The 26,182-nt window shown below is 72.2% G+C and carries 29 protein-coding genes; 17 read left to right on the top strand and 12 right to left on the bottom strand.

Annotation, left to right across the window (positions count from 1 at the left end; translation table 11 throughout):
• Window positions 1-21 precede the first annotated feature (21 nt).
• The gene (locus tag MUB56_RS02640) at window positions 22-864 is read left to right on the top strand and encodes an aldo/keto reductase (protein WP_244930366.1); all 843 of its coding nucleotides are present in this window, start codon (window positions 22-24) and stop codon (window positions 862-864) included.
• 76 nt (window positions 865-940) lie between these two features.
• Here the strand turns inward: MUB56_RS02640 and MUB56_RS02645 are convergent, their stop codons facing one another.
• Window positions 941-1,447 (bottom strand): MarR family winged helix-turn-helix transcriptional regulator, encoded by a 507-nt coding sequence (locus MUB56_RS02645; protein ID WP_244930367.1) that lies wholly within the window; start codon window positions 1,445-1,447, stop codon window positions 941-943.
• Between the two features lie 40 nt (window positions 1,448-1,487).
• On the opposite strand from MUB56_RS02645, the gene MUB56_RS02650 reads away from it, so the two are divergent.
• The gene (locus tag MUB56_RS02650; RefSeq protein ID WP_244930368.1) at window positions 1,488-2,441 is read left to right on the top strand and encodes an EamA family transporter; all 954 of its coding nucleotides are present in this window, start codon (window positions 1,488-1,490) and stop codon (window positions 2,439-2,441) included.
• Window positions 2,442-2,465: 24 nt separating this feature from the next.
• Here MUB56_RS02650 and MUB56_RS02655 read toward each other — a convergent pair whose 3' ends face one another.
• The 3 genes from MUB56_RS02655 to MUB56_RS02665 form a co-directional block, all read right to left on the bottom strand.
• Window positions 2,466-3,011, bottom strand: coding sequence for a hypothetical protein (locus MUB56_RS02655; RefSeq protein ID WP_244930369.1), 546 nt, complete (start codon window positions 3,009-3,011; stop codon window positions 2,466-2,468).
• 77 nt (window positions 3,012-3,088) lie between these two features.
• Complete coding sequence (locus MUB56_RS02660; protein ID WP_244930370.1) at window positions 3,089-3,571, bottom strand: nitroreductase family deazaflavin-dependent oxidoreductase; 483 nt, start codon at window positions 3,569-3,571, stop codon at window positions 3,089-3,091.
• Window positions 3,571-3,996: a nuclear transport factor 2 family protein gene (locus MUB56_RS02665; protein WP_244930371.1), complete on the bottom strand. Its 426-nt coding sequence runs from the start codon at window positions 3,994-3,996 to the stop codon at window positions 3,571-3,573. The genes MUB56_RS02660 and MUB56_RS02665 overlap by 1 nt, the downstream gene beginning before the upstream one ends.
• 48 nt (window positions 3,997-4,044) lie before the next feature.
• Here MUB56_RS02665 and MUB56_RS02670 point away from each other — a divergent pair, with 48 nt between their 5' ends.
• The 6 genes from MUB56_RS02670 to MUB56_RS02695 all read left to right on the top strand — a co-directional run bounded on the left by MUB56_RS02670 (window position 4,045) and on the right by MUB56_RS02695 (window position 9,698).
• The gene (locus MUB56_RS02670; protein WP_244930372.1) at window positions 4,045-4,923 is read left to right on the top strand and encodes a TIGR03619 family F420-dependent LLM class oxidoreductase; all 879 of its coding nucleotides are present in this window, start codon (window positions 4,045-4,047) and stop codon (window positions 4,921-4,923) included.
• Window positions 4,920-6,065, top strand: coding sequence for a hypothetical protein (locus MUB56_RS02675; protein ID WP_244930373.1), 1,146 nt, complete (start codon window positions 4,920-4,922; stop codon window positions 6,063-6,065). Before MUB56_RS02670 ends, MUB56_RS02675 begins: the two co-directional genes overlap by 4 nt.
• A complete protein-coding gene (locus MUB56_RS02680; RefSeq protein ID WP_244930374.1) occupies window positions 6,062-6,901 on the top strand; it encodes an SDR family oxidoreductase in 840 nt (279 codons plus the stop codon). Before MUB56_RS02675 ends, MUB56_RS02680 begins: the two co-directional genes overlap by 4 nt.
• Window positions 6,902-6,903: 2 nt before the next feature.
• Window positions 6,904-8,061 (top strand): sulfotransferase, encoded by a 1,158-nt coding sequence (locus tag MUB56_RS02685; RefSeq protein WP_244930375.1) that lies wholly within the window; start codon window positions 6,904-6,906, stop codon window positions 8,059-8,061.
• On the top strand, window positions 8,058-9,131 hold the full coding sequence (locus tag MUB56_RS02690; protein ID WP_244930376.1) for a diacylglycerol kinase: 1,074 nt from the start codon (window positions 8,058-8,060) through the stop codon (window positions 9,129-9,131). Before MUB56_RS02685 ends, MUB56_RS02690 begins: the two co-directional genes overlap by 4 nt.
• Window positions 9,132-9,254: 123 nt before the next feature.
• On the top strand, window positions 9,255-9,698 hold the full coding sequence (locus MUB56_RS02695) for a hypothetical protein (protein ID WP_244930377.1): 444 nt from the start codon (window positions 9,255-9,257) through the stop codon (window positions 9,696-9,698).
• Here MUB56_RS02695 and MUB56_RS02700 read toward each other — a convergent pair.
• A complete protein-coding gene (locus tag MUB56_RS02700; protein WP_244930378.1) occupies window positions 9,638-10,621 on the bottom strand; it encodes an AraC family transcriptional regulator in 984 nt (327 codons plus the stop codon). The genes MUB56_RS02695 and MUB56_RS02700 overlap by 61 nt on opposite strands.
• Window positions 10,622-10,701: 80 nt before the next feature.
• Here MUB56_RS02700 and MUB56_RS02705 point away from each other — a divergent pair, with 80 nt between their 5' ends.
• Window positions 10,702-11,187: an anthrone oxygenase family protein gene (locus tag MUB56_RS02705; RefSeq protein ID WP_244930379.1), complete on the top strand. Its 486-nt coding sequence runs from the start codon at window positions 10,702-10,704 to the stop codon at window positions 11,185-11,187.
• Between the two features lie 87 nt (window positions 11,188-11,274).
• Here the strand turns inward: MUB56_RS02705 and MUB56_RS02710 are convergent, their stop codons facing one another.
• Genes MUB56_RS02710 through MUB56_RS02720 form a run of 3 tightly spaced genes read right to left on the bottom strand, consistent with a single transcriptional unit; the run spans window position 11,275 to window position 14,125 of the window.
• A complete protein-coding gene (locus tag MUB56_RS02710; RefSeq protein WP_244930380.1) occupies window positions 11,275-12,174 on the bottom strand; it encodes an alpha/beta hydrolase in 900 nt (299 codons plus the stop codon).
• A complete protein-coding gene (locus MUB56_RS02715; RefSeq protein ID WP_244930381.1) occupies window positions 12,171-12,782 on the bottom strand; it encodes a TetR/AcrR family transcriptional regulator in 612 nt (203 codons plus the stop codon). The genes MUB56_RS02710 and MUB56_RS02715 overlap by 4 nt, the downstream gene beginning before the upstream one ends.
• Window positions 12,779-14,125, bottom strand: coding sequence for an NAD(P)-binding domain-containing protein (locus tag MUB56_RS02720; protein ID WP_244930382.1), 1,347 nt, complete (start codon window positions 14,123-14,125; stop codon window positions 12,779-12,781). The genes MUB56_RS02715 and MUB56_RS02720 overlap by 4 nt, the downstream gene beginning before the upstream one ends.
• Window positions 14,126-14,193: 68 nt before the next feature.
• On the opposite strand from MUB56_RS02720, the gene MUB56_RS02725 reads away from it, so the two are divergent.
• Window positions 14,194-14,913: an SDR family oxidoreductase gene (locus MUB56_RS02725; RefSeq protein ID WP_244930383.1), complete on the top strand. Its 720-nt coding sequence runs from the start codon at window positions 14,194-14,196 to the stop codon at window positions 14,911-14,913.
• A 34-nt stretch (window positions 14,914-14,947) separates the two neighbouring features.
• On the opposite strand, the gene MUB56_RS25835 is transcribed toward MUB56_RS02725, so the two are convergent.
• From MUB56_RS25835 to hutI, 3 genes are all read right to left on the bottom strand, one after another.
• A complete protein-coding gene (locus tag MUB56_RS25835; protein ID WP_280637353.1) occupies window positions 14,948-17,914 on the bottom strand; it encodes a helix-turn-helix transcriptional regulator in 2,967 nt (988 codons plus the stop codon).
• A gap of 54 nt (window positions 17,915-17,968) precedes the next feature.
• Complete coding sequence (locus tag MUB56_RS02740) at window positions 17,969-18,112, bottom strand: hypothetical protein (protein ID WP_244930384.1); 144 nt, start codon at window positions 18,110-18,112, stop codon at window positions 17,969-17,971.
• A 106-nt stretch (window positions 18,113-18,218) separates the two neighbouring features.
• Complete coding sequence (hutI, locus tag MUB56_RS02745; protein ID WP_244930385.1) at window positions 18,219-19,376, bottom strand: imidazolonepropionase; 1,158 nt, start codon at window positions 19,374-19,376, stop codon at window positions 18,219-18,221.
• A gap of 52 nt (window positions 19,377-19,428) precedes the next feature.
• On the opposite strand from hutI, the gene MUB56_RS02750 reads away from it, so the two are divergent.
• From MUB56_RS02750 to MUB56_RS02780, 7 genes are all read left to right on the top strand, one after another.
• Window positions 19,429-20,046 carry a nitroreductase family protein gene (locus MUB56_RS02750; RefSeq protein ID WP_244930386.1) on the top strand — a complete coding sequence of 206 codons (618 nt, stop codon included), beginning with the start codon at window positions 19,429-19,431 and terminating at the stop codon, window positions 20,044-20,046.
• A 95-nt stretch (window positions 20,047-20,141) separates the two neighbouring features.
• Complete coding sequence (locus MUB56_RS02755; protein WP_244930387.1) at window positions 20,142-21,488, top strand: M20/M25/M40 family metallo-hydrolase; 1,347 nt, start codon at window positions 20,142-20,144, stop codon at window positions 21,486-21,488.
• A complete protein-coding gene (locus tag MUB56_RS02760; protein WP_244930388.1) occupies window positions 21,485-22,933 on the top strand; it encodes an MFS transporter in 1,449 nt (482 codons plus the stop codon). The genes MUB56_RS02755 and MUB56_RS02760 overlap by 4 nt, the downstream gene beginning before the upstream one ends.
• 47 nt (window positions 22,934-22,980) lie before the next feature.
• Window positions 22,981-23,505 (top strand): DUF1992 domain-containing protein, encoded by a 525-nt coding sequence (locus MUB56_RS02765; protein ID WP_244930389.1) that lies wholly within the window; start codon window positions 22,981-22,983, stop codon window positions 23,503-23,505.
• A 96-nt stretch (window positions 23,506-23,601) separates the two neighbouring features.
• The gene (locus tag MUB56_RS02770; RefSeq protein ID WP_244930390.1) at window positions 23,602-23,988 is read left to right on the top strand and encodes a cyclic nucleotide-binding domain-containing protein; all 387 of its coding nucleotides are present in this window, start codon (window positions 23,602-23,604) and stop codon (window positions 23,986-23,988) included.
• Between the two features lie 24 nt (window positions 23,989-24,012).
• Complete coding sequence (locus MUB56_RS02775) at window positions 24,013-25,098, top strand: CoA ester lyase (protein ID WP_244930391.1); 1,086 nt, start codon at window positions 24,013-24,015, stop codon at window positions 25,096-25,098.
• Window positions 25,099-25,102: 4 nt separating this feature from the next.
• Entirely contained in the window at window positions 25,103-25,969 is an 867-nt protein-coding gene (locus MUB56_RS02780) for a CoA ester lyase (protein WP_244930392.1), read from the top strand.
• A 12-nt stretch (window positions 25,970-25,981) separates the two neighbouring features.
• On the opposite strand, the gene MUB56_RS02785 is transcribed toward MUB56_RS02780, so the two are convergent.
• A complete protein-coding gene (locus MUB56_RS02785; RefSeq protein WP_244930393.1) occupies window positions 25,982-26,173 on the bottom strand; it encodes a DUF1918 domain-containing protein in 192 nt (63 codons plus the stop codon).
• Window positions 26,174-26,182 lie beyond the last annotated feature (9 nt).

A 26,182-nucleotide genomic window follows, 5' to 3' on the forward strand; every position in this document is an offset into this window, starting at 1 on the left:
GGCGACGGGCTTCCGGTCTGTATGAGCGTTCCGACCATCACCCTGAACGACCAGACGACCATCCCGCAGCTCGGCTTCGGCACCTACCAGGTCCCGCCCGAGCAGACCGCCGAGACGGTGAGCACGGCGCTCGAGGTCGGCTACCGCCACCTCGACACCGCGCAGATGTACCAGAACGAGCAGGGCGTCGGCGAGGCGATCAAGGCCTCCGGGATCGCCCGCGACGAGCTGTACGTCACCAGCAAGCTGAACAACGGGGTCCACCGCCCCGACGACGCCCGGCGGGCCTTCGACGAGACCCTGACCAAGCTCGGGCTCGACCGGATCGACCTGTTCCTCATCCACTGGCCGCTGCCGACGCTGTACGACGGCGACTACGTCTCGACCTGGCGGACCCTGGCCGAGTTCGTGGCCGACGGCCGCGCGACCTCCGTGGGTGTCTCGAACTTCCAGCCCGAGCACCTCGACCGGATCGTCGCCGAGACCGGCGTGGTCCCGGTCGTGAACCAGATCGAGGTGCACCCCTACTTCACCAACGAGGACGCCCGGGCCGCCTCGATCCGCCACGGCGTCGAGGTCGAGGCCTGGTCCCCGATCGCCCAGGGCGCCGTCCTCGACGACCCGGTGATCGGCAAGATCGCCGCCGCCCACGGCAAGACGCCCTCGCAGGTCACCCTGCGCTGGCACCTGGAGCGCGGCGACATCGTCTTCCCGAAGTCGATGCGCGAGGAGCGGATGCGCGAGAACTTCGACATCTTCGACTTCACCCTCACCGTCGAGGAGGTCGCCACCATCGCCGCCCTCGACCAGGGCGAGGACGGCCGCACCGGCCCCAACCCGGACACCTTCGACTACCTCCCCTGACCCACCCCCCTCCGCCGAGTCGGCGCGAGTTTGCGCCGACTCGGCGCCAAACTCACGCCGACTCGGCGATTTCGGGTCAGCCGAGGGTGCGGCCCCAGGACTCCAGGATCCGGGCGAGGGTCTCCCGGTCGCGGGCGGGGAGCAGGTCGACCAGGCGGTGCTCGTTGGCGATGTGCGCCTCGAAGGCCCGGTCCATCAGCTCCCGGCCCGCAGGGGTCAGCGCGATCACCCGGCCCCGGCCGTCGTGGTCGCTGACCCGCCGGGTCACCCAGCCCTGCTGCACGCAGCGGTCCACCCGCTTGGTGATCGCGCCCGAGGTGACCATGGTGCCGGCGACCAGCGCGCTGGGCGTCAGCTCGTACGGCGGTCCCGTACGCCGCAGCGTCGCGAGCACGTCGAACTCCCCCTCGCCGAGCCCGAACTCGGCGTACACCGCGACCAGCTCCTCGGTCAGCCGGTTGGCGACCCGGTGCAGGCGCGCGATCACGCCCTGCGGGGAGACGTCCAGGTCGGGACGCTCGACGGCCCACTGAGACATCACGACCGCCACATGGTCCGGCTCGTGGCCCGGTTCCGTCGTCACGATGCGGAATATATCTGACCTGGAAACTATTCTGTTTTCCATGGAAACGAATTGGCGGATCCTCGCCACCACCGCGATCGCCCCGATCGCCTGGGGCACGGGCTACTACGTGACGGAGACGTTCCTGCCGCCGGACCGTCCGCTGTTCGGCGCGATGGTGCGGGCGCTCCCGTTCGGGCTGCTGCTGCTCGCGTTCCGGCCCCGACTGCCCACCGGCGACTGGTGGTGGCGCGCGGCGGTCCTCGGCGTGCTCAACGTCGGGGCCTTCTTCGTGCTGATCTTCGTCGCGGCGTACCGACTCCCCGGCGGCCTGGCCGCCACGCTCACGGCCACGTCGCCGATCGCGATCATGCTGCTCGCGTGGCTGCTGGTGCGCGAGCGCCCGCACGTCGCCTCGCTGGCCGGCGCCGCGGTCGGCGCCGCCGGCGTCGCACTGCTGGTGCTCCGTGCCGGCTTCACCGCGGACCCGATCGGGGTGGCCGCCTCGCTCGGGGCGGTCGCGATGTCCTCCCTGGGCTACGTGCTGATCAAGCGCTGGCACGTCCCGGTCGACCTGCTCACCCTCACCGGCTGGCAGCTGGTCGCGGGCGGGCTGGCCCTGCTGCCGGTCGCCCTGATCGTCGAGGGCGCCCCGCCGCCGATCGACGCCCGCGCGGTCGGCGGCTTCCTGTTCATCGGCCTGATCGCCACGGTGCTGGCGAACGTGATGTGGTTCCGCGGACTCCGCGAGCTGCCGGCCGCCGCGGTCTCCCTCGTCGGCCTGCTCAACCCGGTCGCGGGCACGATCGTCGGCGTGGCGCTCGCGGGCGAGGCGTTCGGGCCGACCCAGGCCGGCGGGATGTTCCTGGTCCTGCTGGGCGTGGTCGCGGGTCAGCCCGCCGTCCTCGCCGCTGTCCGGCGACGGCTCGGCAGGACGGCCGGCGCGGCCGTCGAGGAGCAGGAGCAGGAGCAGCAGGATCGGCAGCAGGCCCGGGAGCGAGTGCCGGTCGCGTGAGGCGCCCCGGTCGCGCGTCGGCGATCAGCCGATCGTGACCGTCACGGCGTTGGAGACCTTGCCGCTGTCGGTGTCCTTCATGCGGAACTGGTTCTCACCGAGCTGACCGGTCTGGACGTACGTCGAGAACGTCTCGTCGCTCACCGACGCCGTGACCGGGAACTCGACCCACTCCTCTCCCGCCAGCCGCTCGACCTGCAGGATCGCGCCCTCCCCACCGGGGTAGACACCGGTGAGGTCGACGTTCTGCATCGCCCCGACCTGGGGCTGGCCGAGGGTGAGGACGATCTCGTCGGCAGGGGTCTCCGAGGCCGCGGGGCTCTCGGCCGCCGTCGTCTCCCTGCCCGGGGCGAGCGTGAACGCCGGGTCGTTCGAGTCGGGCGTCTTCGACGGTGTCGGCAGGTAGAGCGACTCGGCCGACGTGCTCTCCGAGGAGCCCGAGTCCTCGCCCAGGCCGAGCACCTGGGTGGCGGCGAGCGCACCGCCGCCGAGCACCAGACCGACGACCACGGCCACTCCGACCAGCGCGGCCAGACCCGTCAGGACGGGACGTCCCTCTCCTTCGGCCACGTGCGGTCACTCCCGGGTCGTCGTGCGGTTGGCGTACGTCGCCATTGTCGGGCACGCGACCCAGCGGACCAAAGCCGCTACCGGGGCTCGAGCACCACCACGGGGATCTCGCGGTCGGTCCAGGCGGCGTACTTCTCGAAGTCGGCGTAGAGGTCGACCAGCCGCGGCCAGAGCAACGCCCGCTCCTCGGGTCCGGCGGTGCGGGCACGGACCGCCCGCTTCTCACCGGGCAGGTGCACGACGGTGTCGGGTGCCGCCAGCAGGTTGGGGTACCACTGCGGGTTCTTCGGCAGCCCGCCCTGGGAGGCGACGACGACCAGGTCCGCGCCGTCGCGCAGGTAGAGCAGCGGGGTGGTGAACGGCCGGCCGGACTTGCGGCCGACGTGGTCGAGCAGCAGCGTCGGGACCGGCTTCTTCCACCCGGCGCCGACGCGCCACTTGTTGCCGACCCGGCCGTTGGTGGCGCGGAAGACCGCGACCTGGGCCTTGGCCATGTACTTGATGACCGTGACGGTCCACGGGGAGTCGAGCCCGTCGGGACGCTGCTCCGGCAGGCCCACTAGATCGTCCGCTTCCAGACGATCTCCTCGTGCAGCTGCCGGCTGCGCCAGCCGTCGGGCGTCCGCACCATCGCGTGGTGGTAGATCCCGCCGAACTCGGCCACCTTGCCGCCGGCGTCCGGCCCACTGAGCGGCATGGGATTGTGGAAGTAGGCGTCCACCGTGGCCTCGTCGCCGTCGAGCGCGATGTCGACCTGCTGGAGGCCGTGCATCCGCTTCGGGAAGAAGACCGGCAGCACCTCGGCCAGCCACGGCTTGACCTCGGCGTACGACGCCGAGATGCCGCCGGACTCGGTGTAGTCGATGGCCGCGTCGGGCGTGAACACCGTGTCGAGGCCGTCCCAGTCATCGGTATCGATCGCGCGCGTATAGCGGATCAATACTTGGGTGATCTCGAGCCGGTCACTGATCTCCTGGAGGTCCACGGTCCGAACTCTGGCAGATAACTGAAACACGTTCTAGTGTTCGGACTTATGCGATTCACCTACGCCGAGGCGATGACCCAGGCGACGTACTACGCCCCGCTCGCCCAGGCTGCCGAAGCCGCCGGCTACACCAGCATGACGGTGGCCGACAGCCTGATCTACCCCGAGACCTCCGACTCGAAGTACCCCTACACCGACACCGGCGACCGGGAGTTCCTCGACGGCAAGGAGTTCATCGAGGCGATGGTGCTGTGCGCGCACCTGTTCGCCGTGACCACGACGCTGCGGCTGACCCCGTTCGTCATCAAGCTCCCCGTCCGCCCGCCCGTGCTGGTCGCCAAGCAGGCCTCCTCGCTGGCGTTCCTCTCCGGCAACCGGCTCGGCCTCGGCGTCGGCATCTCGCCGTGGCCCGAGGACTTCGCGAACCTCGGCGTCTCCTGGGCGCGGCGCGGCAAGCGGATGGACGAGTGCATGGACATCCTGCGCGGGCTGACCACCGGCGAGTTCTTCAGCTACTCCGGTGAGTTCTACGAGATCGACTCGCTCAAGCAGTCCCCCGGCGCGACCGAGAAGATCCCGCTGCTCGTGGGCGGGCACGTCGACGCCGCCCTGCGCCGCGCCGTACGCAAGGGCGACGGCTGGATGCACGCCGGCGGCGACGGCGAGGAGCTCGACCGGCTGCTGAAGCGGCTCGCCGAGATCCGCGCCGAGGAGGGCGACACCCGCGACGACTTCGAGGTGCACGTGATCTCGTACGACGCCTACGACCTCGACGGCATCAAGCGCCTCGAGGACAAGGGCGTCACCGACTGCATCGTCGGCTTCCGGGTGCCCTACGTCAAAGGCCCCGACACCGAGCCGCTGGAGACCAAGATCAAGCACCTCGAGCAGTACGCCGAGAACATCATCAGCAAGGTGAACCGATGAGCGAGAGCCTCAACCTCACCAAGCCGCTCCAGGACGCGATCGCGGAGGCCGAGGAGCTGATCGCGAACGCGCCGTTCATCCGGACCGAGGCCGACCGACTGGAGGGCTACGACTACCTCGCCGGCCGGATCCGGATGGCCATGCAGATGGCCTTCGACTACGACCTGGACCGGCCGATCTTCATCAACCCGACCCACCAGTTCTCCCGGCAGGGCCTCGACAACCCCGACGCGATCTACTTCAACGCCTACCTCCGCGAGGGGGTCGAGTACGTCGTCCGTGGCCGCCGCGGCACCAGCGCCGACCTGTCCTTCCAGGTGATGGGCGGGTCGTACTCCGCCGACTCGGCGGCCACCAGCCTGATGGCCTTCGACGACCGGGAGCTGGAGAAGGACGCCGACGGCAACTTCGAGTTCACCTACGTCGCCGAGCCGGGCGCGAAGACGCTGATCGTGCGCGAGGTCTTCAACGACTGGGACACCGAGGAGCGCGGCACGATCACCATCGAGCGGCCCGACACCCTCGGCAAGCCGGCCAAGCCGTTCTCGCAGGCGACGCTCGCGAAGAAGTACGACGTGGCCGCCCGGTCGCTGGTCGGCTCGATCCACACGTGGTTCGCATTCCCCCAGTTCTTCCAGTACAAGGAGCCGGTCAACACTCTCACCGTCCCTCAGTCCACCCCCGGTGGCCTGGCCTCGCAGCGCTCCTCGATCGGCCACTACGAGCTCGCCGAGGACGAGGCGATGATCGTGACGGTCCCGGAGTGCACCGACTGCGCCTACCAGGCCATCCAGATCGGCTCAGACTGGTACGCCTCGACCGACTACGAGACCCACCAGACCTCGCTGACCAAGGCGCAGGCGGTCACCGACCCCGACGGCAAGATGCGGTTCGTGATCTCCGAGGGCAACCCTGGGGTCGCCAACTGGCTGGAGGCCCTCGGCCACCGCACCGGCGCCATGATGCTGCGCTGGCAGCGCCTGGATCGCGACCTCGGCCCCGAGGACGGCCCCGTGGTCGAGATCTGCAAGCTCGCCGAGGTGGCCGACCGGCTCCCTCACTTCTCCCCCGTCACCACCGAGGAGTACGCCGCGCGGATCGCCGCGCGTCAGCGCTCCGTTGCCCGAAGGATGATCTCTTGAGCGAGCCCGGATACGCCGAAGCCCACGACACCTCGATCGAGGAGCGCTACACCGCCGTACCCCTGCTGAAGGGCAAGGTCGTCGTCATCTCCGGCATCGGCCCCGGCCTGGGCCGGTCCCTGGCCGACGAGGCCGCCAAGATGGGCGCCGACCTGGTGATCGCCAGTCGCACCGAGTCCCGCCTCCTCGAGCTCCAGGCGGACCTCGAGGGCCACGGGGTCAAGGTCGTCAGCGTGGTCACCGACGTGACCGACGAGGACTCGCGGGTGAACCTGCGCGACAAGACCCTCGAGGCGTTCGGCCGCGTCGACTGCGTCATCAACAACGCGTTCACGATCCCGCCGATGGACCCGATCACCCAGATCGACCCGCGCAAGCTCGCGAAGGTCAACGAGACCAACGTCTTCGCCCCGCTGCGACTCTCGGCACTGTTCGCCGACGCGCTCGCGGAGAGCAAGGGCTCGATCATCATGCTGAACTCCTGCGTCTCGTTCTCGTCGCAGCCCGAGTACGCCGGCTACAAGCTCTCCAAGGGCGCGCTCGCGCACCTCGCCTCCTCGCTCGCGACCGAGCTCGGCCCCCGCGGCATCCGGGTCAACAGCGTCGCCCCGTCGTACATCTACGAGGACGTCAACCGCGGCTACTTCGACTACCTCGCCGCGGTCGAGGACAAGACGCACGAAGAGGTGTACGCCGAGAAGGCCGCCCCGACCGACCTCCGGCGGCTCGCCTCGTCGGAGGAGATCGCCCGCTCGACGCTGTTCCTCGCCTCCGACCTGGCCTCGGCGGTGACGGGGCAGATGCTGACCGTCGACTGCGGCGAGTTCCACGACTGACGATGAGCGACAACATCATGGTGCGCACGCGCCCCGACGTCGGTTCGTACGACGACATCGTGGCGGCCGCGCAGCGCAGCACCGGCCTGAGCGACTTCGGGGGCACCGACCACGAGGAGGGACTCCGGCTGCTGGCCGAGGACCTCGCCTCCCCCGAGGCCGGCCTCACCCCGCTGGGCAACTACTTCCAGCGCTCCGAGGTCAAGGGGGCGCTGGTCGGCCGGCTGCTCACCCAGGCCCGGTTCACCGAGCGCCCCGAGCACCGCGACGTACCCATCGAGCGGCCGATCTTCCTGATGGGCCTGCCGCGCACGGGGACGACGGCACTGCACCGGCTGCTGCACGCCGACCCGATCTCGCAGGGGCTGGAGATGTGGCTGACCCAGTACCCCCAGCCGCGGCCCCCGCGCGAGACCTGGGAGAGCGACCCGATCTTCACCGCCATGCAGCAGGCGTTCGCAGCGCACCACACCGAGTCGCCGGAGTTCATGGGGATCCACTACATGGATGCCACGACCGTCGAGGAGTGCTGGCGGCTGCTGCGCCAGACCGGGAAGTCCAACTCGTACGAGTCGCTGGCCAACATCCCCCGCTACACCGAGTGGCTGGCCGAGCAGGACTGGACCGACGCCTACGCCCGGCACAAGGAGAACCTCCAGCTGGTCGGGCTCAACGACCCCGAGAAGCGCTGGGTGCTGAAGAACCCCTCGCACATGACCGCGCTCGACGCCCTGATGGCGGTCTATCCCGACGCGCTGGTCGTCTACACCCACCGCGACCCGGTGGTCTGCATCGCCTCGTCCTGCTCGCTGTCGGCGGAGACCACCGCGGGCCACAGCACGACGTACGTCGGCGACGTCGTCGGCCGGACCCAGCTCGACCTGTGGTCGCGCTCCTTCCACGCCTTCCACGACGCGCGGCCGTCGTACTCCCCGGACCAGTTCGCGGACGTGGCGTTCTCGGACCTGCGCGCCGACCCGCTCGGGGTGACGCGGGGGATCTACGAGCAGTTCGGGCTGGACTGGACCCCCGAGGCCGAGGCCGCGATCACCGCCATCGACCGCGAGGCCCGCGAGGGCAAGGCGGCGCCGTCGCACCGCTACTCCCTCGACGACTACGGGCTGAGCGAGACCCAGGTGCGAGAGGCGTTCGACCGATGACGCCGAAGCGGGTCGTCGTCTGGGGCACCGGCGTCGTCGGCAAGATGGTGATCGCGGAGATCGTCGACCACCCGCTCTTCGAGCTGGTCGGCGTCGGCGTCTCGAACCCCGCCAAGGTCGGTCGTGACGCGGGCGAGATCTGTGGGCTGCCGGCGACCGGCGTACTCGCCACGGACTCCGTCGAGTCGCTGGTCGCACTGCGCCCGGACGCGCTGGTCCACTACGGCCCGACGGCCCAGCACGCCGACGAGAACATCCGGGTGATGTCGGCGTTCCTGCGCGCCGGGATCGACGTCTGCTCGACGGCGATGACGCCCTGGGTGTGGCCGCAGATGAAGCAGAACCCGGCGCCCTGGATCGACCCGATCACCGCGGCGTGCGAGGAGGGCGGCTCGTCCTGCTTCACCACCGGCATCGATCCCGGCTTCGCCAACGACCTGTTCCCGCTGACCCTGATGGGGCTGTGCGGCCGGGTCGACTCGGTGCGGGCCTCGGAGCTGCTGGACTACACCGACTACGAGGGTGACTACGAGGACGAGATGGGGATCGGCCGCCCGCCCTCCTTCAAGCCCCTCCTCGAGATCCCCGACCTCCTGGTGATGGCGTGGGGCGCGACGGTGCCGATGATCGCGCACGCCGCCGGCATCGAGCTCGACGACATCACCACGACCTGGGAGAAGTGGGTGACGCCCACCGACCGGAAGACGGCGAAAGGCGTCATCTCCGCCGGCGACGTCGCCGCGATCCGCTTCACCATCAACGGCGTGTACGACGGCCGCGAGGTGATCACCCTCGAGCACGTCAACCGGATCGGTCTCGACGCCGCCCCCGAGTGGCCGGCCGGCTCCGCCGACGACGTCTACCGCGTCGACATCGTCGGGTCGCCGTCGATCAGCCAGGAGACGGCGTTCCGGTTCACCGACGGCTCCGGCCGCTCCCCCGCCGTCGCCGGCTGCCTGGCGACCGGCCTGCGCGCGCTCAACGCCGTACCCGCCGTCAACGACCTGCCGCCCGGCTGGGTCACCGCGTTGGATCTGCCGCTGGTGCCGGGGGTGGGCACGATCCGCTGAGGGCCTTGCTGCGGCGGGCCGGGCCGGGGAGTTTCCTCACGCGCCGGGCTCCCGACCCCCTTCTCCACAGCCGCCCGGCACCACGGTTTGCCGGCCCCCGGGGTACGGCGATGCTGCTCGGGCATGACGAGACTCCTGGACCTGACCATCGCCCTCCCGCCCCGCTGGCGGCGGCGCTCGGATCCCGACCACGGGGTGCTGGTGCACGCCCGGGCGGGCGGCGTACCTCCGAGCGGCACCCCGCCCGAGCTGGTGCTCCGCTGCACGCCGGTGGACGAGGGGCTGAACGAGTGGCGGCGGGCGGCGCACGCCGAGCTCGGCCACCGGCTCGACGGTTTCGACCTCGAGGACGAGGACGCGTTCGAGCTGGAGGGCCGGCCGGTGGTCTACGCGCGGTTCGCGCACCGGCTCGGCCTGGCCGAGCTGGTCAGCGAGCAGTGGTCGTGGCTGGTCGGGCGCACCGGCATCACCCTGACCGGCACGGTGGCCCGGGAGGACTACGCCGACTACTGCGACGTGTTCGAGGCGGTCGCCGCGACGTTCGAGCCCGGGACCCGCGCGGCCTGACGCCGGTGCTCGCGCGGACTCACCCCGCGTGCCCGCTTGAACGCGGTCGACAGCGCGAACGGCGTGCCGTACCCCACCTGCCGCGCCACCTCGGCCACCGTCGCGTCCGGGTCGAGCAGCAGGTCGGCGGCGAGGGCGAGGCGCCACTCGGTCAGGAAGGCCATCGGGGGTACGCCGACCACCGCCGCGAACCGTCGCGCGAACGCCGCCCGCGAGACCCCGCCCGCCGCGGCCAGCTCGGCCACGGTCCAGGACCGCTCCGGGTGATGCTGGAGCAGCCGCAGCGCGGGACCGACGACCGGGTCGCCCTGGCCGACGTACCACCCCGGCGGCTCGGCGTCGGGCCGGTCGAACCACGCCCGCAGCACCGCGATCAGCAGCAGGTCGAGCAGCCGATCGAGGACCGCGTCCTGTCCCGGGGCGTCCTTGACGATCTCGTCGCCCAGCAGCGCCACCAGCGGCGAGTCGAGCTCGTCGGCGCGCAGCACCAGCAGCGGCGGCAGGGCCCGGAGCAGCCGGCCGCTGACCTCGCCCTCCAGCAGGTACGCGCCGGTGAGCAGCACCGTCTCGCCCACCGCACTGTTGCCCCAGCTGCGCACCCCTTGGTGCAGCTCCTCGGCGAGCTCGCGACCGTCCGGCGTCACGCAGATCTGTCCCGGCATGATCACCGCGAACGGGTCCGCACCCGGGGTGTCGACGACGCTCCAGTGGTCGGGGCCCCGGGCGATCGCGACGTCGCCGGCCTCGAGGCGTACGGCGGGGCCGCGGTCCGGGACCGCCCACGCCTGCCCCCGCACCACGGCCGTGACCGACAGCGGCGACTCGTCCTCCAGCCGGACTGCCCAGGGCGCCTCCAGCAGGACGCGGACCAGGAACGCACCCCGGGCGCGGGGGCCGTCGAGCAGCGCAGCGAGGCCGTCCATCTCGTCAACGTAGACGATGGCGTATGAATTCGGCACCCACAGCGATGGATCGTCTCGCTCCCCGGATCCAGGCTGGTCCCATGACCGAGACCCTCGACTCCCTCCGCGGACCGCTCCTGACCGCCGCCGTCGTGCTGGGCGGCCTGCAGGCCGGCACCTACTACACCTGGGCGAGCGGCGTGATGCCCGGCCTCGGCCGGGTCGACGACCGCACGTTCGTGCACGCCATGCAACAGATGAACGTCGCCATCGTGAACCCGGTCTTCCTGGCCAGCTTCCTCGGCGCCCCGGTCGCCGCCGGGCTCGCGGTCCTCGCCACCGGCGGGACGGCCCGGACCTGGGTGCTCGCCGGCGCCGGCCTCGCGGTCGCGACCGTGGTGATCACCGGCGCCCTCAACGTCCCACTCAACAACGCTCTCGACGCCGCCGGCCCGGTCGGCTCGATCCGCGACCTGGCCGCGGTGCGGGCCGACTTCGAGTCCGCCTGGCGGCGCTGGAACGTTCTGCGCACCCTCACCTCCACCGCCTCGGTCGCCTGCCTGACCTGGGCCGCGCTCCACACCTGACCCGCTCGGACGGCCGAGTCAGCAGAAGTGGATGACCGAGTCAGCACCAGTAGTGCTGACTCGGCGAACACGCGCGCGGGCCGGCGGTTACGTGCCCGCTGCGCCCAGGTGGCGGCGCAGGAACGCCACCTGGTGCTCCAGCGCCGGCTCGAACCAGTCCTTGCCGGGCCACACGTCGAAGTGGTCGCACGGGTAGTGGCGCACCTCGGCGCGGCCGTCGAAGGCGGCCTTGGCGGCGGCGTACGGCGGGGCGCTGCGGTCGAAGTCGGCGATCTGGACGAGCATCGGGGCCCGGACGTGCTTGGCCTCCTTGGCGGGCCGGTGGCCACCGAGCTCCAGCCCGACCGCGGCGTCGACCTCGTTGCGCCAGGTGGGGCCGGCGATCGCGAGGTAGTCCTCCCGCGCGCCCGGCAGGGTCAGCGCGCCGAGCTCGCCGGGGGCGGCGACGACCGGCATCAGCACCTGGCGGCCGACCCGGCTGCGGACGCCCGCGACCGTGGAGCGCAGCATCGACGACGGCTTGTGGTGCGCCATCGCGTGCCGACCCGCGGCCAGGCCGTCCACGAGCGGCGTCAACGAGACCACGGCGGCGACGTCGTCGCGGTGGGCGGCCGCGGCGAGCACATGGCCGCCGGCGAGCGAGACGCCCCAGAGCACCAGGCGCCTCGGGTCGACGCCGGGCAGCCGGGCCGCTGCGGCCATCGCGGCCCGGTAGTCCTCGAGCTGATCGGCCATGGACACGACCTGACGCGGCGTCCCCTCCGAGGAGCCGAAGCCGCGGTAGTCGAAGGCGAGCACGTCGACGCCGGCCTTCGCCAGCCCGACGGCGTACGGCTCCAGCCCGGAGTCCTTGGTGCCGGCCAGGCCGTGCGCCATGACGACGACGGGCCGACCGGCCGCGCTGGCGAGCTCGTCGCCCGCGCCCGCGAAGTGCCAGGCGTCGCAGGCGACGCCGCCGGAGGTGAAGGTGAGGGACTCGTAGCTCATCGGATGCTCCCGTAGATCGTGCTCAGCCAGAGGTGCACGACCGCGTCGACATGGGTCTCCCAGTCGAAGCCGTCGGCGGCGTCGGTGGCGCGGACCAGCCGCTCCAGCGCGCGGTCGTTGACGTCCATCAGCGCGGTCGCGATCGCGACCGCCGGCGGCCCGCCGGACTCCTGCCGGGCCACCCGCTCCGCGTCGATCACGGCCGCGACCACCTCGACGAACGACGCGATGTGGGTGTCCCAGCGCTCGCGGGCGGCCGCGCTGGTCGCCCGCGCCTCGAGCATCGCGCGGTAGACGTGCGGCCGCTGGGTCCAGCCGTCGAAGACGGTGCGGATCGCGGCCGCGGTCCGGTCGCGCATCGTCCCGTCGCCGCCGAGCAGGTCCGCGGCACCCCAGGCCTCGTCGTACATCTCGTCCATCAGGGCGGCCACCGCGGCCGCCTTGTTGTCGAAGTAGAAGTAGAACGCCGAGCGCGTCACGCCCGCGCGCCGCGACAGGTCGGCGACGTTGATGTCCTCCAGGCGCGCGTCCGGGCCGGCCTCGCGCAGGTGCTCGTCGAGGGCGGCGAGGAGGGCGGTACGGCGCCGGTCGCCGCGGGTGAGACTCATCCGCGGCCCGTCAGCGTCGGCACGCCGTACGTCGCGGCCCGCTGCACGCCGGCCGGCAGCTCCTTGGTGCGCAGGTTGTGCTCGTAGACGAAGTAGTCGAGCTGGTGGGTGTGCCGCGGCCGGTCGAGCATGTGGCCGGTGTAGAGCCGCATGTCGGCGTCGATCACCTGCTCCATCTCGGCGAGGTCGGGCAGCGCGTAGCGGCCGACGGCGTACGCCCCGAGCAGGCGGGCCTGGCTCTCCACGAACGGGAACAGCGTCGGCGTGGCCTGGGCGAACCCCATGAAGACCAGGTCCTCCATGCCGGGCTTGAACATCCGCTTGTAGAGCCGGATGTGGTTCTCCGGGGCGCTGATGAAGCCCTCGTCGAAGAACGGGAAGCTGATGTTGTAGCCGGTCGCGTAGATGATCACGTCGAAGTCGGCGCTGGTGCCGTCCTCGAAGTGCACGGTCTCGCCGTCAAGCCGGGCGACGTCGCCCTTCGGGGTCACGTCGCCGGACTTCAGCCGCACCGGCAGCTCGCTGGACTGGGTGGGGTGGGCCTCGAAGAACTTGTGGTTGGGCTTGGGGAGGCCGTACAGCGTCGGGTCGGAGGCGGTGAAGCGCTGGCCCCACTGGGCGACCTTGCGCTGCCAGCTCAGCGGCACGTGCGGGCTGGTGCGGTAGTTCATGTCGGCGGCCTTGCCGTACATCAGCTTCGGCACGATCCACGCGCTGCTGCGCGTCGACAGCGTCACCTCGTTGCGCAGCGCCCGCTGGGAGAGCTCGACGGTGATGTCGGCGGCGCTGTTGCCCAGCCCGACGACCAAGATCCGCTGGTCCATCAGGTTCAGCGGCGTCCACGGGTCGATGTAGTGGTGCGAGTGGATCGAGGCGCCGGTGAACTCGCCCGGGAACTCCGCCGTGCGCGGGTCCCAGTGGTGGCCGTTGGCGACCACGAGCAGGTCGAAGCGGCGTACGTCGCCCGCCTGGTCGGTGATCTCCCAGCCCCCGTCGGGAAGCCGCTCGGCACGCTCCACGCCGTTCTCGAACTCGATGCGGTCGCGCAGCCCGAAGGTGTCGGCGTACGCGTCGAGGTAGTCCTTGATCAGGGTGTGGTGCGGGAAGTCGGGGTAGTCGTCCGGCATCGGGAAGTCCCGGAACGACAGCTGGTGCTTCGAGGTGTCGATGTGCAGCGAGCGGTAGGCGCTGCTGTGACCGTTGGGGTTGCCGAACGCCCAGTTGCCGCCGACCCGGTCGGAGGCCTCGAAGCAGGTGTACGGCACGCCGTAGTCGCCGAGCATCTTGGCGGCGGTCAGGCCGCTGATGCCCGCGCCGATGACAGCTGTGGTGGGTCCTGGCATGACGGGGACGCTAGGGCCTAAGTTGACACGCGTCAATTGGTGTCCCACGTCACTCATGGAGGTTCTTCGTGCCTGAATCCAGTTCCCGCGTCGCCATCGTCGTCGGCGGTGCCTCCGGCATCGGGGCGGCCTGCGCCGTCGCGCTCGCCGCCGACGGCTGCGACGTCGAGGTCGCCGACCTGCCCGAGGTCGACGTCACCTCCGAGACCTCGGTCGCGTCGTTCTTCGACGCCGTCGTCGCGGAGCACGGTCGCGTCGACGTGGTGGTCAACAGCGCCGGGGTGAGCACCCTGATGGCCGTGGCCGACCACGACGTGGCGGAGTTCCGGCGGGTGGTCGACGTGAACCTCACCGGCGGCCTGATCGTGATGAAGCACGCTGCCCGGGTGCTGACGTCCGGAGGCTCGATCACGTCGCTGACCTCGCTAAACGCCCGGCAGCCGGGGGCGGGGATGGCGGCGTACTGCTCCGCCAAGGCCGGGCTGGCCATGCTCACCGAGGTCGCCGCGCTCGAGCTCGGCCCCCGCGGCATCCGGGTCAACGCGGTCTCCCCCGGCCTGGTCGTCACCCCGCTCACCGAGCCCGCGATGGGGATCCCGGGCATCGAGGAGGACTACCTCGCCAACACGCCCCTCGGCCGCTCCGGGTCACCCGAGGAGATCGCCGACGCGGTCGTCTGGATCTCGCGCGCCGGCTGGCTGACCGGTGAGGTGCTGGACCTCAACGGCGGCGCACACCTCCAGCGCTACCCCGACCTCCTGGCGCACGTAGCGCGCGCGTTCGGCTGAGTCCGCACCGGCGGCGCGGCCGAGCCCGGGGAAGTCACGGGAGCAGGCCGCGCCGTCGCGCGACCGCGGCGGCCTCGGTGCGGCCGGCGGCGCCGAGCTTGGCGAGGATGTTCGAGACGTGCACCGAGACCGTCTTGGCGCTGATGAACAGCTGCTTGGCGATCTCTCCGTTCGAGCGCCCCTCGGCGACCAGCGCCAGGATCTCGGTCTCCCGCGCGGTCAGTGCGGACGGCGCCGATTCCGAGGAGCGGACCGCGTGGGACCCCAGGGTGCGCAGCTCCTCCAGGAGCGGCTTCGCGCCCAGGGCGCGGGCCGTCGTACGCGCCTGATCGGCGATCTCCCGCGCGCCGGCGGGGTCGCCGCTCGCACGCAGGATCCCCGCCAGCCCGGCGCGCACCCGGGCCAGCTCGTGCACGTGGCCGAACTCCGCGAAGACCGCGGCCGCTTCGCGCCACCCCTCGACCAGCGCCTCCTGCGACGGCGCGTCGACGCCGGCGAGCCAGCGCAGCCGCAGCCGCTCCGCATCCAGTCGCTCGACCCAGGCGCGACCCTCGGGGCCCCAGTGGCCGGACGGGTCGGAGTAGCGCAGCAGCACCTGATGGCCGTCGGCGTGCAGCCGGTCGGCGTCGACGACGACCCGGTCCCGTTCGGCGGCGTTCATCCGCGGCACCAGCGGGGCCAGCGCGGCCATGGTCACCGCGGCCAGCCGGATCCGGGCGCTGAACCACTCGTGCCAGATCTGGCTGAGCACCCCGACGGCGTCGTCGTACGCCGCCAGCACCGCCGCCGCGTCGTCACCCCGGCCGGCCGCCACGATCTGCAGCTCGGCGGCGTGGATGGCGATGCCGCCCTCCCGCTCCCAGAGCCGGCGCAGCTCCTGCGCCTCACGGGACACGTCCCCGCCCCGGGCCTGCTCGACCAGCAGCCGGACACAGTCGAGGATCGCCCGCGGGATCGGCGGCGGATTCGGGTCGGTGATCTCGGTCAGCGCCAGCACGTCGTCCCAGCGCCCCTGCACGTGCATCACCCAGGCGAGCTGCCAGCGCGACTCGAAGCCGTACGGCGCCCACGGCACGCCGGCCGTCGTCGCCGTCGCGATGGCGCTGCGAAACCACTCCTCGGCCGCCTCGAACTCCCCCCAGTCCTCGAAGGAGCGACCCAGCAGGAACCGGCCGCGGAGCTCGCTCATCACCGCCCCGGTGCGCTCGGCCCGCTCGACGGCGTCGACCAGCGCGGCGCGCAGCCCCTCCTTCGGGCCCGCCTTCTTCAGCCCGCTGAGGGTGGTGATCGCGTCGGAGGCGAGCTCGTTGAGGTCGAGCTGCTCGGCCAGGGCGAGCGCGTCCATCGCCACCGTGTGCGCCTCGTCGTACCGGCCGCGTGAGGCCAGGATCCGGGCGTGGGCGGCGAGGGCGCGGGCCCGCAGCGGGCTCTCGCCCCGGGGCGCCAGCGCGAGCGCCTCCGCGGAGAGCACCGTGGGGTCGATCGCGGTCTCGGTGAGGTAGACGGCGTTGGCCTGGGCGATCAGCATCCGGGAGCGCTCGGCGTCGGTGGCCGCCTCGGGCAGCCGGCCCAGCTGCTCCTCGATCAGCGCCGCCGCCCGCTCGGGGTCGCCGCTCGCGTTCAGGGCCTCGGCGGCGGAGACGACCAGCTTCGAGACGTCGATGTCGCAGACCTGCGCGAGGCGCGGGTGCTCGATCAGCTCCAGCGCCTGCTGGTAGTGGTACGCCGCCTCGTCGGGACCGCCCACCTCGGTGGCCTCGCGACCGGCCTGGATGCTGGCGTCGAGGGCGACCTCGAGGTCCATCGCCAACCGGGCGTGCCGGGCCAGCTCGGCGGCCGTGCCACGGGCCCGACGCTCGCTCAGTGCCGCGGCGTACCGGCCGTGCAGCCGCACCCGCTCGCCCGGCAGCAGGTCGTCGTACACCGCCTCGGCGAGCAGCGCGTGGCGGAAGGCGTAGCTGCCGCGGTCGGCGACCAGGACGTTCATCTCGACCGAGCGGCGCAGCCCCTCGTCGAGCGCCGCCTGGTCCAGGCCCGAGGCCGAGGCGAGCATGTCGTGGGCGACCTTGCGGCCGCTGACGCTGGCCGTGCGGACGACCTGGCGGGCGGTGTCGTCGAGCCGGTCCAGGCGCACCAGCAGTACGTCGGCGAGGTCGGCGGGCACCCAGCTGTCGCCCCCGGAGGCCGCACTGGCGAGTTCCTCGACGAAGAAGGCGTTGCCGTCGGCGCGGTCCACGATGCCCTCGACCACGCTCGCGAGCTCCTTCGCGTCGAGGCCCTCGGGCACCAGCCGCGCGACCAGCACCCGCACCGCCTCGTCGGGCAGCGGGCCCAGTGCGATCCGGTCGACGCCGCGCAGCCGCGACCACTCGGCGACCTGGCTGCGCAGCGGGTGCCGGCGGTGCAGGTCGTCGGAGCGGTACGACGCCACCAGGCCCACCGGTCCGGCGAACGGCCGGGAGAACAGGAAGCTGAGCAGGTCGCGGGTCGAGCGGTCGGCCCAGTGCGCGTCCTCGATGACGAGCAGCAGCGGCGCGCGCTCGGCGACCCGCTCGAGGAGCAGGTGGACGGCGGCGAACAGGTCACCGCGGTCGAGCGCGGCCGCGTCGCCACGACTGGCCTCGTCGCGGCCCGCGTCGGCGCTGAGGACCCGCCGACCGGGTTGGAGCCGCTCCAGGGCGGGGTGCGTGGCGACGACGCGCTCGACGAGGTCGGGGAGGTCGACGGCGAGGCGCCCGAGCACCTCGGAGAAGGGCAGGTACGGCAGCGCGCTGTCGCCGAAGTCCAGGCAGTGCCCCGCGACCACCTGCCAGCCCTCGGTGAAGGCCCGGTCCCGCAGCTCGGTCAGCAGCCGGGTCTTCCCGACGCCGGCGTCCCCGGACAGCAGCACCACCCCGCCGCGGTCGGCTCCGGACGCACCGACACCGAGCGACGTCGCGATCTCCGTCAGCTCGGTGTCTCGGCCGACCATCGCGGTCGGCGTCCGGTTGGGGTGCTCCACGGGATCCATGATCCCGGGTACTGCGGCCAGGTGGCCGGCATTTACCACCGGGGATCAGCGGGCGTTGTCGCTGGCCTCGGCGGGACGTCGTACCCGCGGGACGCGGACGAAGCCCCGGCGACGACCGGCGACCCCGTTGCGGATCCGGTTGCTCCGGACCTCCATCTCGCTCTTGACGAACACGTTGCTCTCGAACATCTCAGGGCTCCTCAGTCCTCGGTTGATGCCCCGAGATTCGTCCTCTGAGGTAGCCGCGCACATCGGGCAGATGCCTTACCTTCCCGAACCGCGGGGTGCGGCTACCTCAGACGGCCCGCCCGCCGATCCAGGTGCCGGAGACGAGCGGGACCCCGGGCCGGTAGGCGAGATGCACGTGGCTCGGGGCGTCGACGGCGAAGAAGTCGGCCCTGCTCCCGACGGTCAGGCGGCCGACGTCGTCACGGTCGAGGGCGGCGGCCCCACCGGCGGTCGCCGCGTGCACCGCCTCGGCGGGCGTCATCCCCAGCTCCCGGACGGCCAGCGCGACGCAGAACGGCATCGAGGAGGTGTACGACGACCCCGGGTTGCAGTCGCTGGCCAGCGCGACCCGGACGCCGGCGTCGAGGAGCCGACGGGCGTCGGGGTAGGGCTGCCGGGTCGAGAACTCCACACCCGGCAGCAGGGTCGCGACCGTGCCGCTGTCGCGCAGCGCGTCGACGTCGGCGTCGTCGAGGTAGGTGCAGTGGTCGACGGCGGCCAGGCCGAGCTCCGCCGCCAGGCGTACGCCGGGTCCCGGGCCGAGCTGGTTGGCGTGCAGCCGGCCGCGCAGCCCGGCGGCCGCGCCCGCGGCCAGGACGGTCCGCGCCTGGTCCTCGTCGAAGGCGCCGCGCTCGCAGAACACGTCGATCCAGCGGGCGAAGGGGCGGGCCGCCTCGAGCATCGGGCCGGTGACCAGGGCGACGTACTCCTCCGGGGTCGTGCCGTCGGGGACCACGTGCGCGCCCAGGAAGGTGGTCTCGTCGGTGAACTGCCGCGCGACCGCGAGGCTGCGCGCCTCGTCGCGGACGCTCAGGCCGTAGCCGCTCTTGATCTCCACGGTCGTCGTGCCCTGCCGGTGCATCTCGGCGACCAGCCGCGCGACGTGCGCGCTGAGCTGCTCGTCGGTGGCGGCCCGGGTCGCGGCCACCGTCGTACGGATCCCGCCCGCGGCGTACGGCTCGCCGGCCATCCGGGCCGAGAACTCCGGCGCGCGGTCGCCGGCGAAGACCAGGTGGCTGTGGCTGTCGACGAAGCCGGGCAGGACCGCGCGCCCGCCCAGGTCGTACGCCGCGTCCGCGGCCGGTGCGTCGGCGACCGGGCCGACCCAGGCGACCTTCGTGCCCTCGACGACGAGCGCGGCGTGGGAGTGGATCCCGAGCAGGTCGTCGCGCTCGGGATCGTTGGTGACCAGCTCGGCGATGCCGGTGAACAGGGTGGACGTCACGTCATCGACCTCTCGGCGGTCGTCGGGTGCGGCGCTCCTCATACTGTCCGACATGGAGTTCACCGACGTCGTCCGCCGCCGCCGGATGGTGCGCCGCTACACCGACGAGCCGGTCGACCCGGCGGTCGTCGACCGCGCCCTGGCCAACGCGACCCGCGCTCCGAGCGCCGGCTTCAGCCAGGGCTGGGCGTTCCTGGTGCTGGACACGCCCGACGACGTACGACGCTTCTGGGCCGCCACCAGCGACCCGGCCCGGGAGCCGGACTCGTGGCTGCGCGGCATGATGACCGCCCCGGTCGTGATCCTCCCGTGCAGCAGCAAGGCGGCGTACCTCGACCGCTACGCCCAGCCCGACAAGGGCTGGACCGACCGCGACGAGGCCCGCTGGCCGATGCCGTTCTGGCACCTGGACACCGCGATGGCCAGCCTGCTGATCCTGCAGACGGCCGTCGACGCGGGTCTGGGCGGCTGCTTCTTCGGGGTGCCGCCGCACGCGGACCGCGCGGTGCGCGACGCCTTCGGCATCCCCGACGACCACGACCCGGTCGGCGTCATCACGCTGGGCCATCCCGCCGACGGCGGCGCGCAGGGCTCGCCGGCCCGGCGTCGCCGCCGGCCGCTCGACGAGGTCGTCCACCGCGGCAGCTGGAGCGGTACGACGGGTCACTGACCCAGCAGACCGTCCCGCGCCCGGCCCCACAAGACGCCGCACCGCAGCACGGTCTCGGATCCGAGAGCGGCTCCGCACGAGTAGCCTTCCGCGCCATGACAGCCACGGACGACACGGACGACACGGCGAGCGACCGCGCGGTCGCGAAGCTGCAGGCACTGGTCCGGATCCCGACGGTCAGCCACCGCGACCCGCAGCAGGTGGACCTCCAGGCGTTCGACGACTTCCTGGTCGAGCTGGAGCGCCAGTTCCCGCTGCTGCACGAGCGGCTGGAGCTCACCCGGATCCACACCCACGCGCTGCTGTTCCACTGGCCGGGCGCCAGCGCCGAGCGGCCGGTGGTGCTGATGGCGCACCTCGACGTCGTACCGGTCGAGGGCACCTGGCAGCACCCGCCGTTCTCGGGCGCGGTCGTCGACGGGCAGATCTGGGGTCGCGGCACCCTCGACGACAAGGGCTGCCTGGTCGCGATCTGCGAGGCGGTGGAGACGCTGCTCGAGGCGGGCGTGACGCCGGCCCAGGACGTCTGGCTGAGCTTCGGCTGCGACGAGGAGGTCTTCGGCGTGGCCGCGCCGCTGGCCGTCGAGGAGCTGCGCAGCCGCGGCGTACGGCCCTGGTTCGTGCTCGACGAGGGCGGCGCGATCGCGAGCGAGGCGTTCCCGGGCGTCGGCGCGCCCGTCGGCGTGGTCGGCGTGACCGAGAAGGGCGTCACCTCCATCGAGCTGACCTCCACCGGCCGCGGCGGGCACGCGAGCACCCCCGCGAAGTGGGGGCCGACCGCCCGGATCGCCCGCGCCATCACCCGGCTGGAGCGCTCGCCGATGCCGGCGAGCATCCCCGAGCCGACCGTCGAGCTGTTCCGCCGGATGGCCCCGCACGCCGCGCTCCCGCTGCGCGCCCTGATGGCCAACGCGGATCGGATCAAGCCGCTGCTGACCCGGGCCCTGCTCGCGGCCGGTCCGGAGCCGGCGGCCATGACGCGTACGACGTTCGCGGTGACGACCCTCTCCGGCAGCCCGGCCCTCAACGTGATCGCGGCGACTGCGACCGCGGGCGTGAACATCCGGATTATGGTCGGCGACACCGTCGCCGGCGTCCTGGAGCACGTCCGGAGGACGGTCGGCGACGACCAGGTCGCCATCGGGGTCGTCGAGCAGAACGAGCCCAGCCCGGTCTCCCCGATGGACGACGCGTTCGAGCTGATCGAGCGCTCGATCACCGACGTGTTCCCCGACGCGGTGGCCGCGCCGTACGTCATGATGGCCGCCACCGACGCCCGGCACTTCACGGCGATCTGCGAGCGCGTCTACCGGTTCGCCCCCTTCCGGATGACCAAGGCGCAGCGCGAGGCCATCCACTCCTACGACGAGCACCTCGGGATCGACGCCTTCCTCGAAGGCGTGCGCTGGTACCGCCACCTGATCGAGAGGCTCCCGGCATGACCCAGACCCCCCTCAAGCCCGTGCACGGCCTGTTCGCCATCGTCGGCTTCCTGGTCTGCGTCGAGGTCGCCAGCGGCGTGCTGCAGGGCTTCTACACGCCGATCTACCCCGACATCGCCGAGCACCTCGACATCCCCGAGGGCGACGTCAACTGGTTCGAGGCCGCGCAGCTGATCGTCTCGGCGCTCTGCGTGCCGCTGCTCGCCCGCCTCGGCGACCTGGTCGGCCACAAGAAGGTGCTGCTGCTCTCGACCGCCGTCACCGCGCTGGGGTCCTGGGTGCTCGCCTTCGCGCCGAACTTCACGACGTTCCTGATCGGCTGGGCGCTCCAGGGCGCGTACGTCGTCTGGCTTCCGCTCGAGGTCTCGATCATCTACCGGCGTACGGCCCGCACCGGGCAGCAGACCCGGCTCACCCGCCGCTCCGCCGCGATCCTGGTCGGCGCGCTCGAGCTGGCGGTGATCGTCGGCGCGCTCACCTCGGGTGCGCTAGTCGAGTCGACCTCGATGACGGTGCTGCTGATGCTGCCCGCGATCGTGGTGACGATCTGCCTGGGGGTGATCTGGTGGGGCATCGAGGACGCGCCCGGTGAGTCCACCGGCGGCATCGACCTCGGCGGCCTGGCGCTGATCACCACGGTCCTCGGCCTGGTGATGGCCGGCCTGGTCGTCATCCGGCTGGAGGGTGTCGGCAGCGTCGTCGCCTGGCTGCTGATCGGTGTCGGCGTCGCCGTCCTGGTCCCGTTCGTCCGCTACGAGAACAGCCTCGAGCAGCCGCTGATCGACGTACGGCTGCTCGCCTCGCCGGCACAGTGGCCGGTCCAGCTGACGGCCTTCCTGTTCGGCATGTCGGTGCTCGGCGCGCAGATCCCGCTGTCGACGTTCGCGCAGACCGACCCCGACGTCGCCGGCTACGGCCTCGGCGCGAGCTCGGGCTTCGTGTCCACCCTGATCGGCGTGTACGTCGTCTTCCTCGCCATCGGTGCGTTCACGCTGCCCCTCTCCAGCCGCCTGCTCGGGCCGCGGGCCGCCCTGGTCGCGTCGTCGGCGCTGGTCGCCGTCGGCTACGGCATGTGGCTGGCCATGCACGACACCACCGCGCAGGCGCTGACCAACATGGCCGTCATCGGCCTCGGCTCGGGCGCCCTGGTCGCCGCGCTCCCGGCGACCGCTGCCGCCGCCGCGCCGCCGGAGCGCACCGGCTTCGCCACCGGCATGACCAACGCGACCAAGACCGTCGGCGGCGCGATCGCCTCCGCCGTCTTCGCCATCGCCCTCACCGCCACCGGCTCCCTCGACGGCCCGGACGAGGGCCAGGCCCCACTCTCGGGCTACCTCACCGTCTGGGCGGTCTGCGCGGTCGCCTCGCTGGCCGCGGCGGCGGTGCTGCTGATGATGCCGAAGGCCACCGTCGAGGAGGAGACCGAGCTGCCGGTCGTCGTCTGAGGTCGGACCCCGGTCCGGACCGGGGAGACGGACTACCCTCGGAGGGCATGAGCGAGGAGGACCCGCGGCCCGGGACCCGGCCCGACCCGCCGCCCGACAGCAGGGCTGCGGCGGCCGCGCGGATCGCCCAGCAGCAGACCTGGGTCGACCAGCAGATCCGGGTCGCGATGGAGCGCGGCGAGTTCGACGACCTGCCGGGCGCGGGCAAGCCGCTCGGCGATCTCGGCACCGGGCACGACCCCGACTGGTGGCTGAAGAAGCTCGTCGAGCGCGAGCGCCTGGTGGTGCTGCCTCCGAGCGTGCAGCTGCGCAAGGAGGACGCCGGGCTCGACGACCGGCTCGACACCCTGCCCGCCGAGCGGGAGGTCCGCGCCGCGGTCGAGGACTTCAACCAGCGGGTGGTCGCGGCCCGCTACCGGGTGCCCGAGGGCCCGCCGCTGGTCACCATGCCGCGCGACGTCGAGGAGACGGTCGCCGCGTGGCGACTGCGTCGCGACGCACGGATCGCCGCCCGGCGTACCGCCCGGACGGCGGAGCCGCCCCGCCGACGCTGGTGGCAGCGGCGCCGCTGACGTGGGCACCGTCACCCCGCTGAGGGGTGGTCGAACACGGTTCCATACCGTCAGTATGCAAGCCAGAGGGAGCCGTCGTCTCCGAAAGGCAAAGCCATGACCGACTCGTTCTTCGACGCATTCACCCCCGACCAGGTCGCGCGGATCACCACGGCCGGCACCCGCCTCCACCTGCCCGCGGGCTGGTCCCCGATCCGGGAGCGCACCCCGGCCGACAAGGCGTACATCATCCTCGCCGGCGAGGTCTCCGTACGCCGCGGTGGCCAGGAGATCGCCCGGCTCGGACCCGGCGAGATCATGGGCGAGACCGCGATCGTCGCCGACACGCTGCGCACCGCGACCCTGGTGGCGCTCACCCCGCTGGAGCTCATCCACTTCACCACCGAGGCCGTACGACGCCTCCGGGAGGAGCTCCCCGCCTTCAAGCGGGCGCTCGACGAGGTCGTCCTGGCCCGTCGAGACATTGCTCATACCGACCAGTAACCGCCCGCTGCTACGTTCGCGCGCATGAGCGGATCACGCAGCGCGAAGGACTTCTTCCGGCCCCAGGCCGTCGGCGCGCCGACGCCCCTGACCGAGGTCCCGGCCCGACCGAGCCGGGCCATCCACTTCTTCGACCCGAGCAACCCGAAGATGGCGGCGAAGATCCCCGACATGGTCGGCACCGTCGACGTGCTGCTCGGCAACCTCGAGGACGCGGTCAAGGCCGACAACAAGCTCGCCGCCCGCGAGGGCCTGGTGAGGATCGCCGGCGAGACGGACTTCGGGCCGACCCAGCTGTGGACCCGGATCAACAGCCTGGACAGCCCGTGGGCCCTCGACGACCTGACCACGCTGGTCCCGGCGATCGGCGACAAGCTCGACGTGATCATGGTGCCCAAGGTCCAGGGCGCCGAGGACATCCACTACGTCGACCGGCTGCTCGCCCAGCTCGAGGCCAAGGCCGGCCTGGACCGGCCGATCCTCGTGCACGCGATCCTCGAGACCGCCCGCGGCGTCGCCAACGTCGAGGAGATCTGCGGCGCGAGTCCGCGCATGCAGGGCCTCTCCCTGGGCCCGGCCGACCTGGCCGCCGACCGCCGGATGAAGACCACCCGCGTCGGCGGCGGTCACCCGGGCTACCTGGTCCGCGAGGACCCCAACCCCGACCAGCCCGACGCCCGGCGGCCGACGTACCAGCAGGACCTCTGGCACTACACGATCGCCCGGATGGTCGACGCCTGCGCGATGCACGGCATCTACCCCTACTACGGCCCGTTCGGCGACATCGCCGACGTGACGGCGTGCGAGGACCAGTTCCGCAACGCCTTCCTGCTCGGCTGCGTCGGCACCTGGAGCCTGCACCCGAAGCAGATCGCGATCGCCAACCGGGTCTTCTCGCCGAGCGTCGAGGACATCCAGCACGCGCGGCGCGTGGTCGCGGCCATGGGTGACGGCACCGGGGCGGTGATGCTCGACGGCAAGATGGAGGACGACGCCTCCCTGAAGCAGTGCCTGGTGATGGTCGAGCTGGCCGAGCAGCTGGCCGCCATCGACCCCGAGCTGAAGAAGCAGTACGACAACCTGGAAATCAAGAGCGAGCTGGAGAGCTGACCCGATGACCGACTTCACCCCCCTGCGCTCGGTCCTCTACATGCCCAGCTCCAACGAGCGGGCGCTCGAGAAGGCCAAGTCGATCCCGTGCGACGCGCTGATCCTCGACCTCGAGGACGCCGTGGCGCCCGACGCCAAGGAATCCGCCCGCGCGGCGGCCTGCGCCGCGGTCGCCTCGGGCGAGTACGGCCGTCGTACCGTCACCATCCGCGTCAACGGCCTCGGCACCGCCTGGCACGACGCCGACCTCGCGGCGGCGTCGCAGGTCGGCCCGGCCGCGATCGTGGTCCCGAAGGTCAACAGCGCCGCCGAGGTGCAGCAGCTCGTGGCGGCGATGGAGCGCGCCGGTGCGCCCGAGCACACCAAGCTCTGGGCGATGATCGAGACCCCGATCGCGATCCTCGACGTGCTCTCGATCGCCCGGGCCTCCGAGCGGCTCACGGCCTTCGTGATCGGCACCAACGACCTGGTCAAGGAGCTGTACGCCGAGCACGTGCCCGGCCGCGCGCCGATCCTGCCGTCGCTGCACACCGCCCTGCTCGCGGCCCGGGCCGCCGGGATCGCCATCGTCGACGGCGTCTACAACGACGTGAAGGACCTCGACGGCTTCCTCGCGGAGTGCCGCCAGGGCCGCGAGCTGGGCTTCGACGGCAAGACCCTGATCCACCCCGGGCAGGTCGAGGGCGCCAACACCGCCTTCGCCCCGTCCGAGCAGGCGGTCGAGGACGCCCGCGGGCTGATCCAGGCCTGGGAGGACGGCGCGGGGTCCGGCGTCGTCACCTACCGCGGCAAGATGGTCGAGAACCTGCACGTCGAGTCGGCCCGGCGCACGCTCGACATCGACGAGGCGATCCGGGCCCTCGACGCCTGACCCGGCGCTACGCTACGCCGGACGCGCGGGACGCACCCGCGCGTCCGGCCCCGGGAAGCACAGCGCCTCGTGCCCGTCGGGCCAGCGCACCAGGAACGGCGGACCGCCGTCCGCCCCGTGCACCTCGATGATCTCTCCCTCGCGGCGGTGCTGCTCCGCCGAGGCACTCTCCACCACTAGCAGGTCGCCGACGTTCGCTCTCATGGGTCCTCC

Source organism: Nocardioides sp. W7, from assembly GCF_022919075.1.
Taxonomy (GTDB): Bacteria; Actinomycetota; Actinomycetes; order Propionibacteriales; family Nocardioidaceae; genus Nocardioides.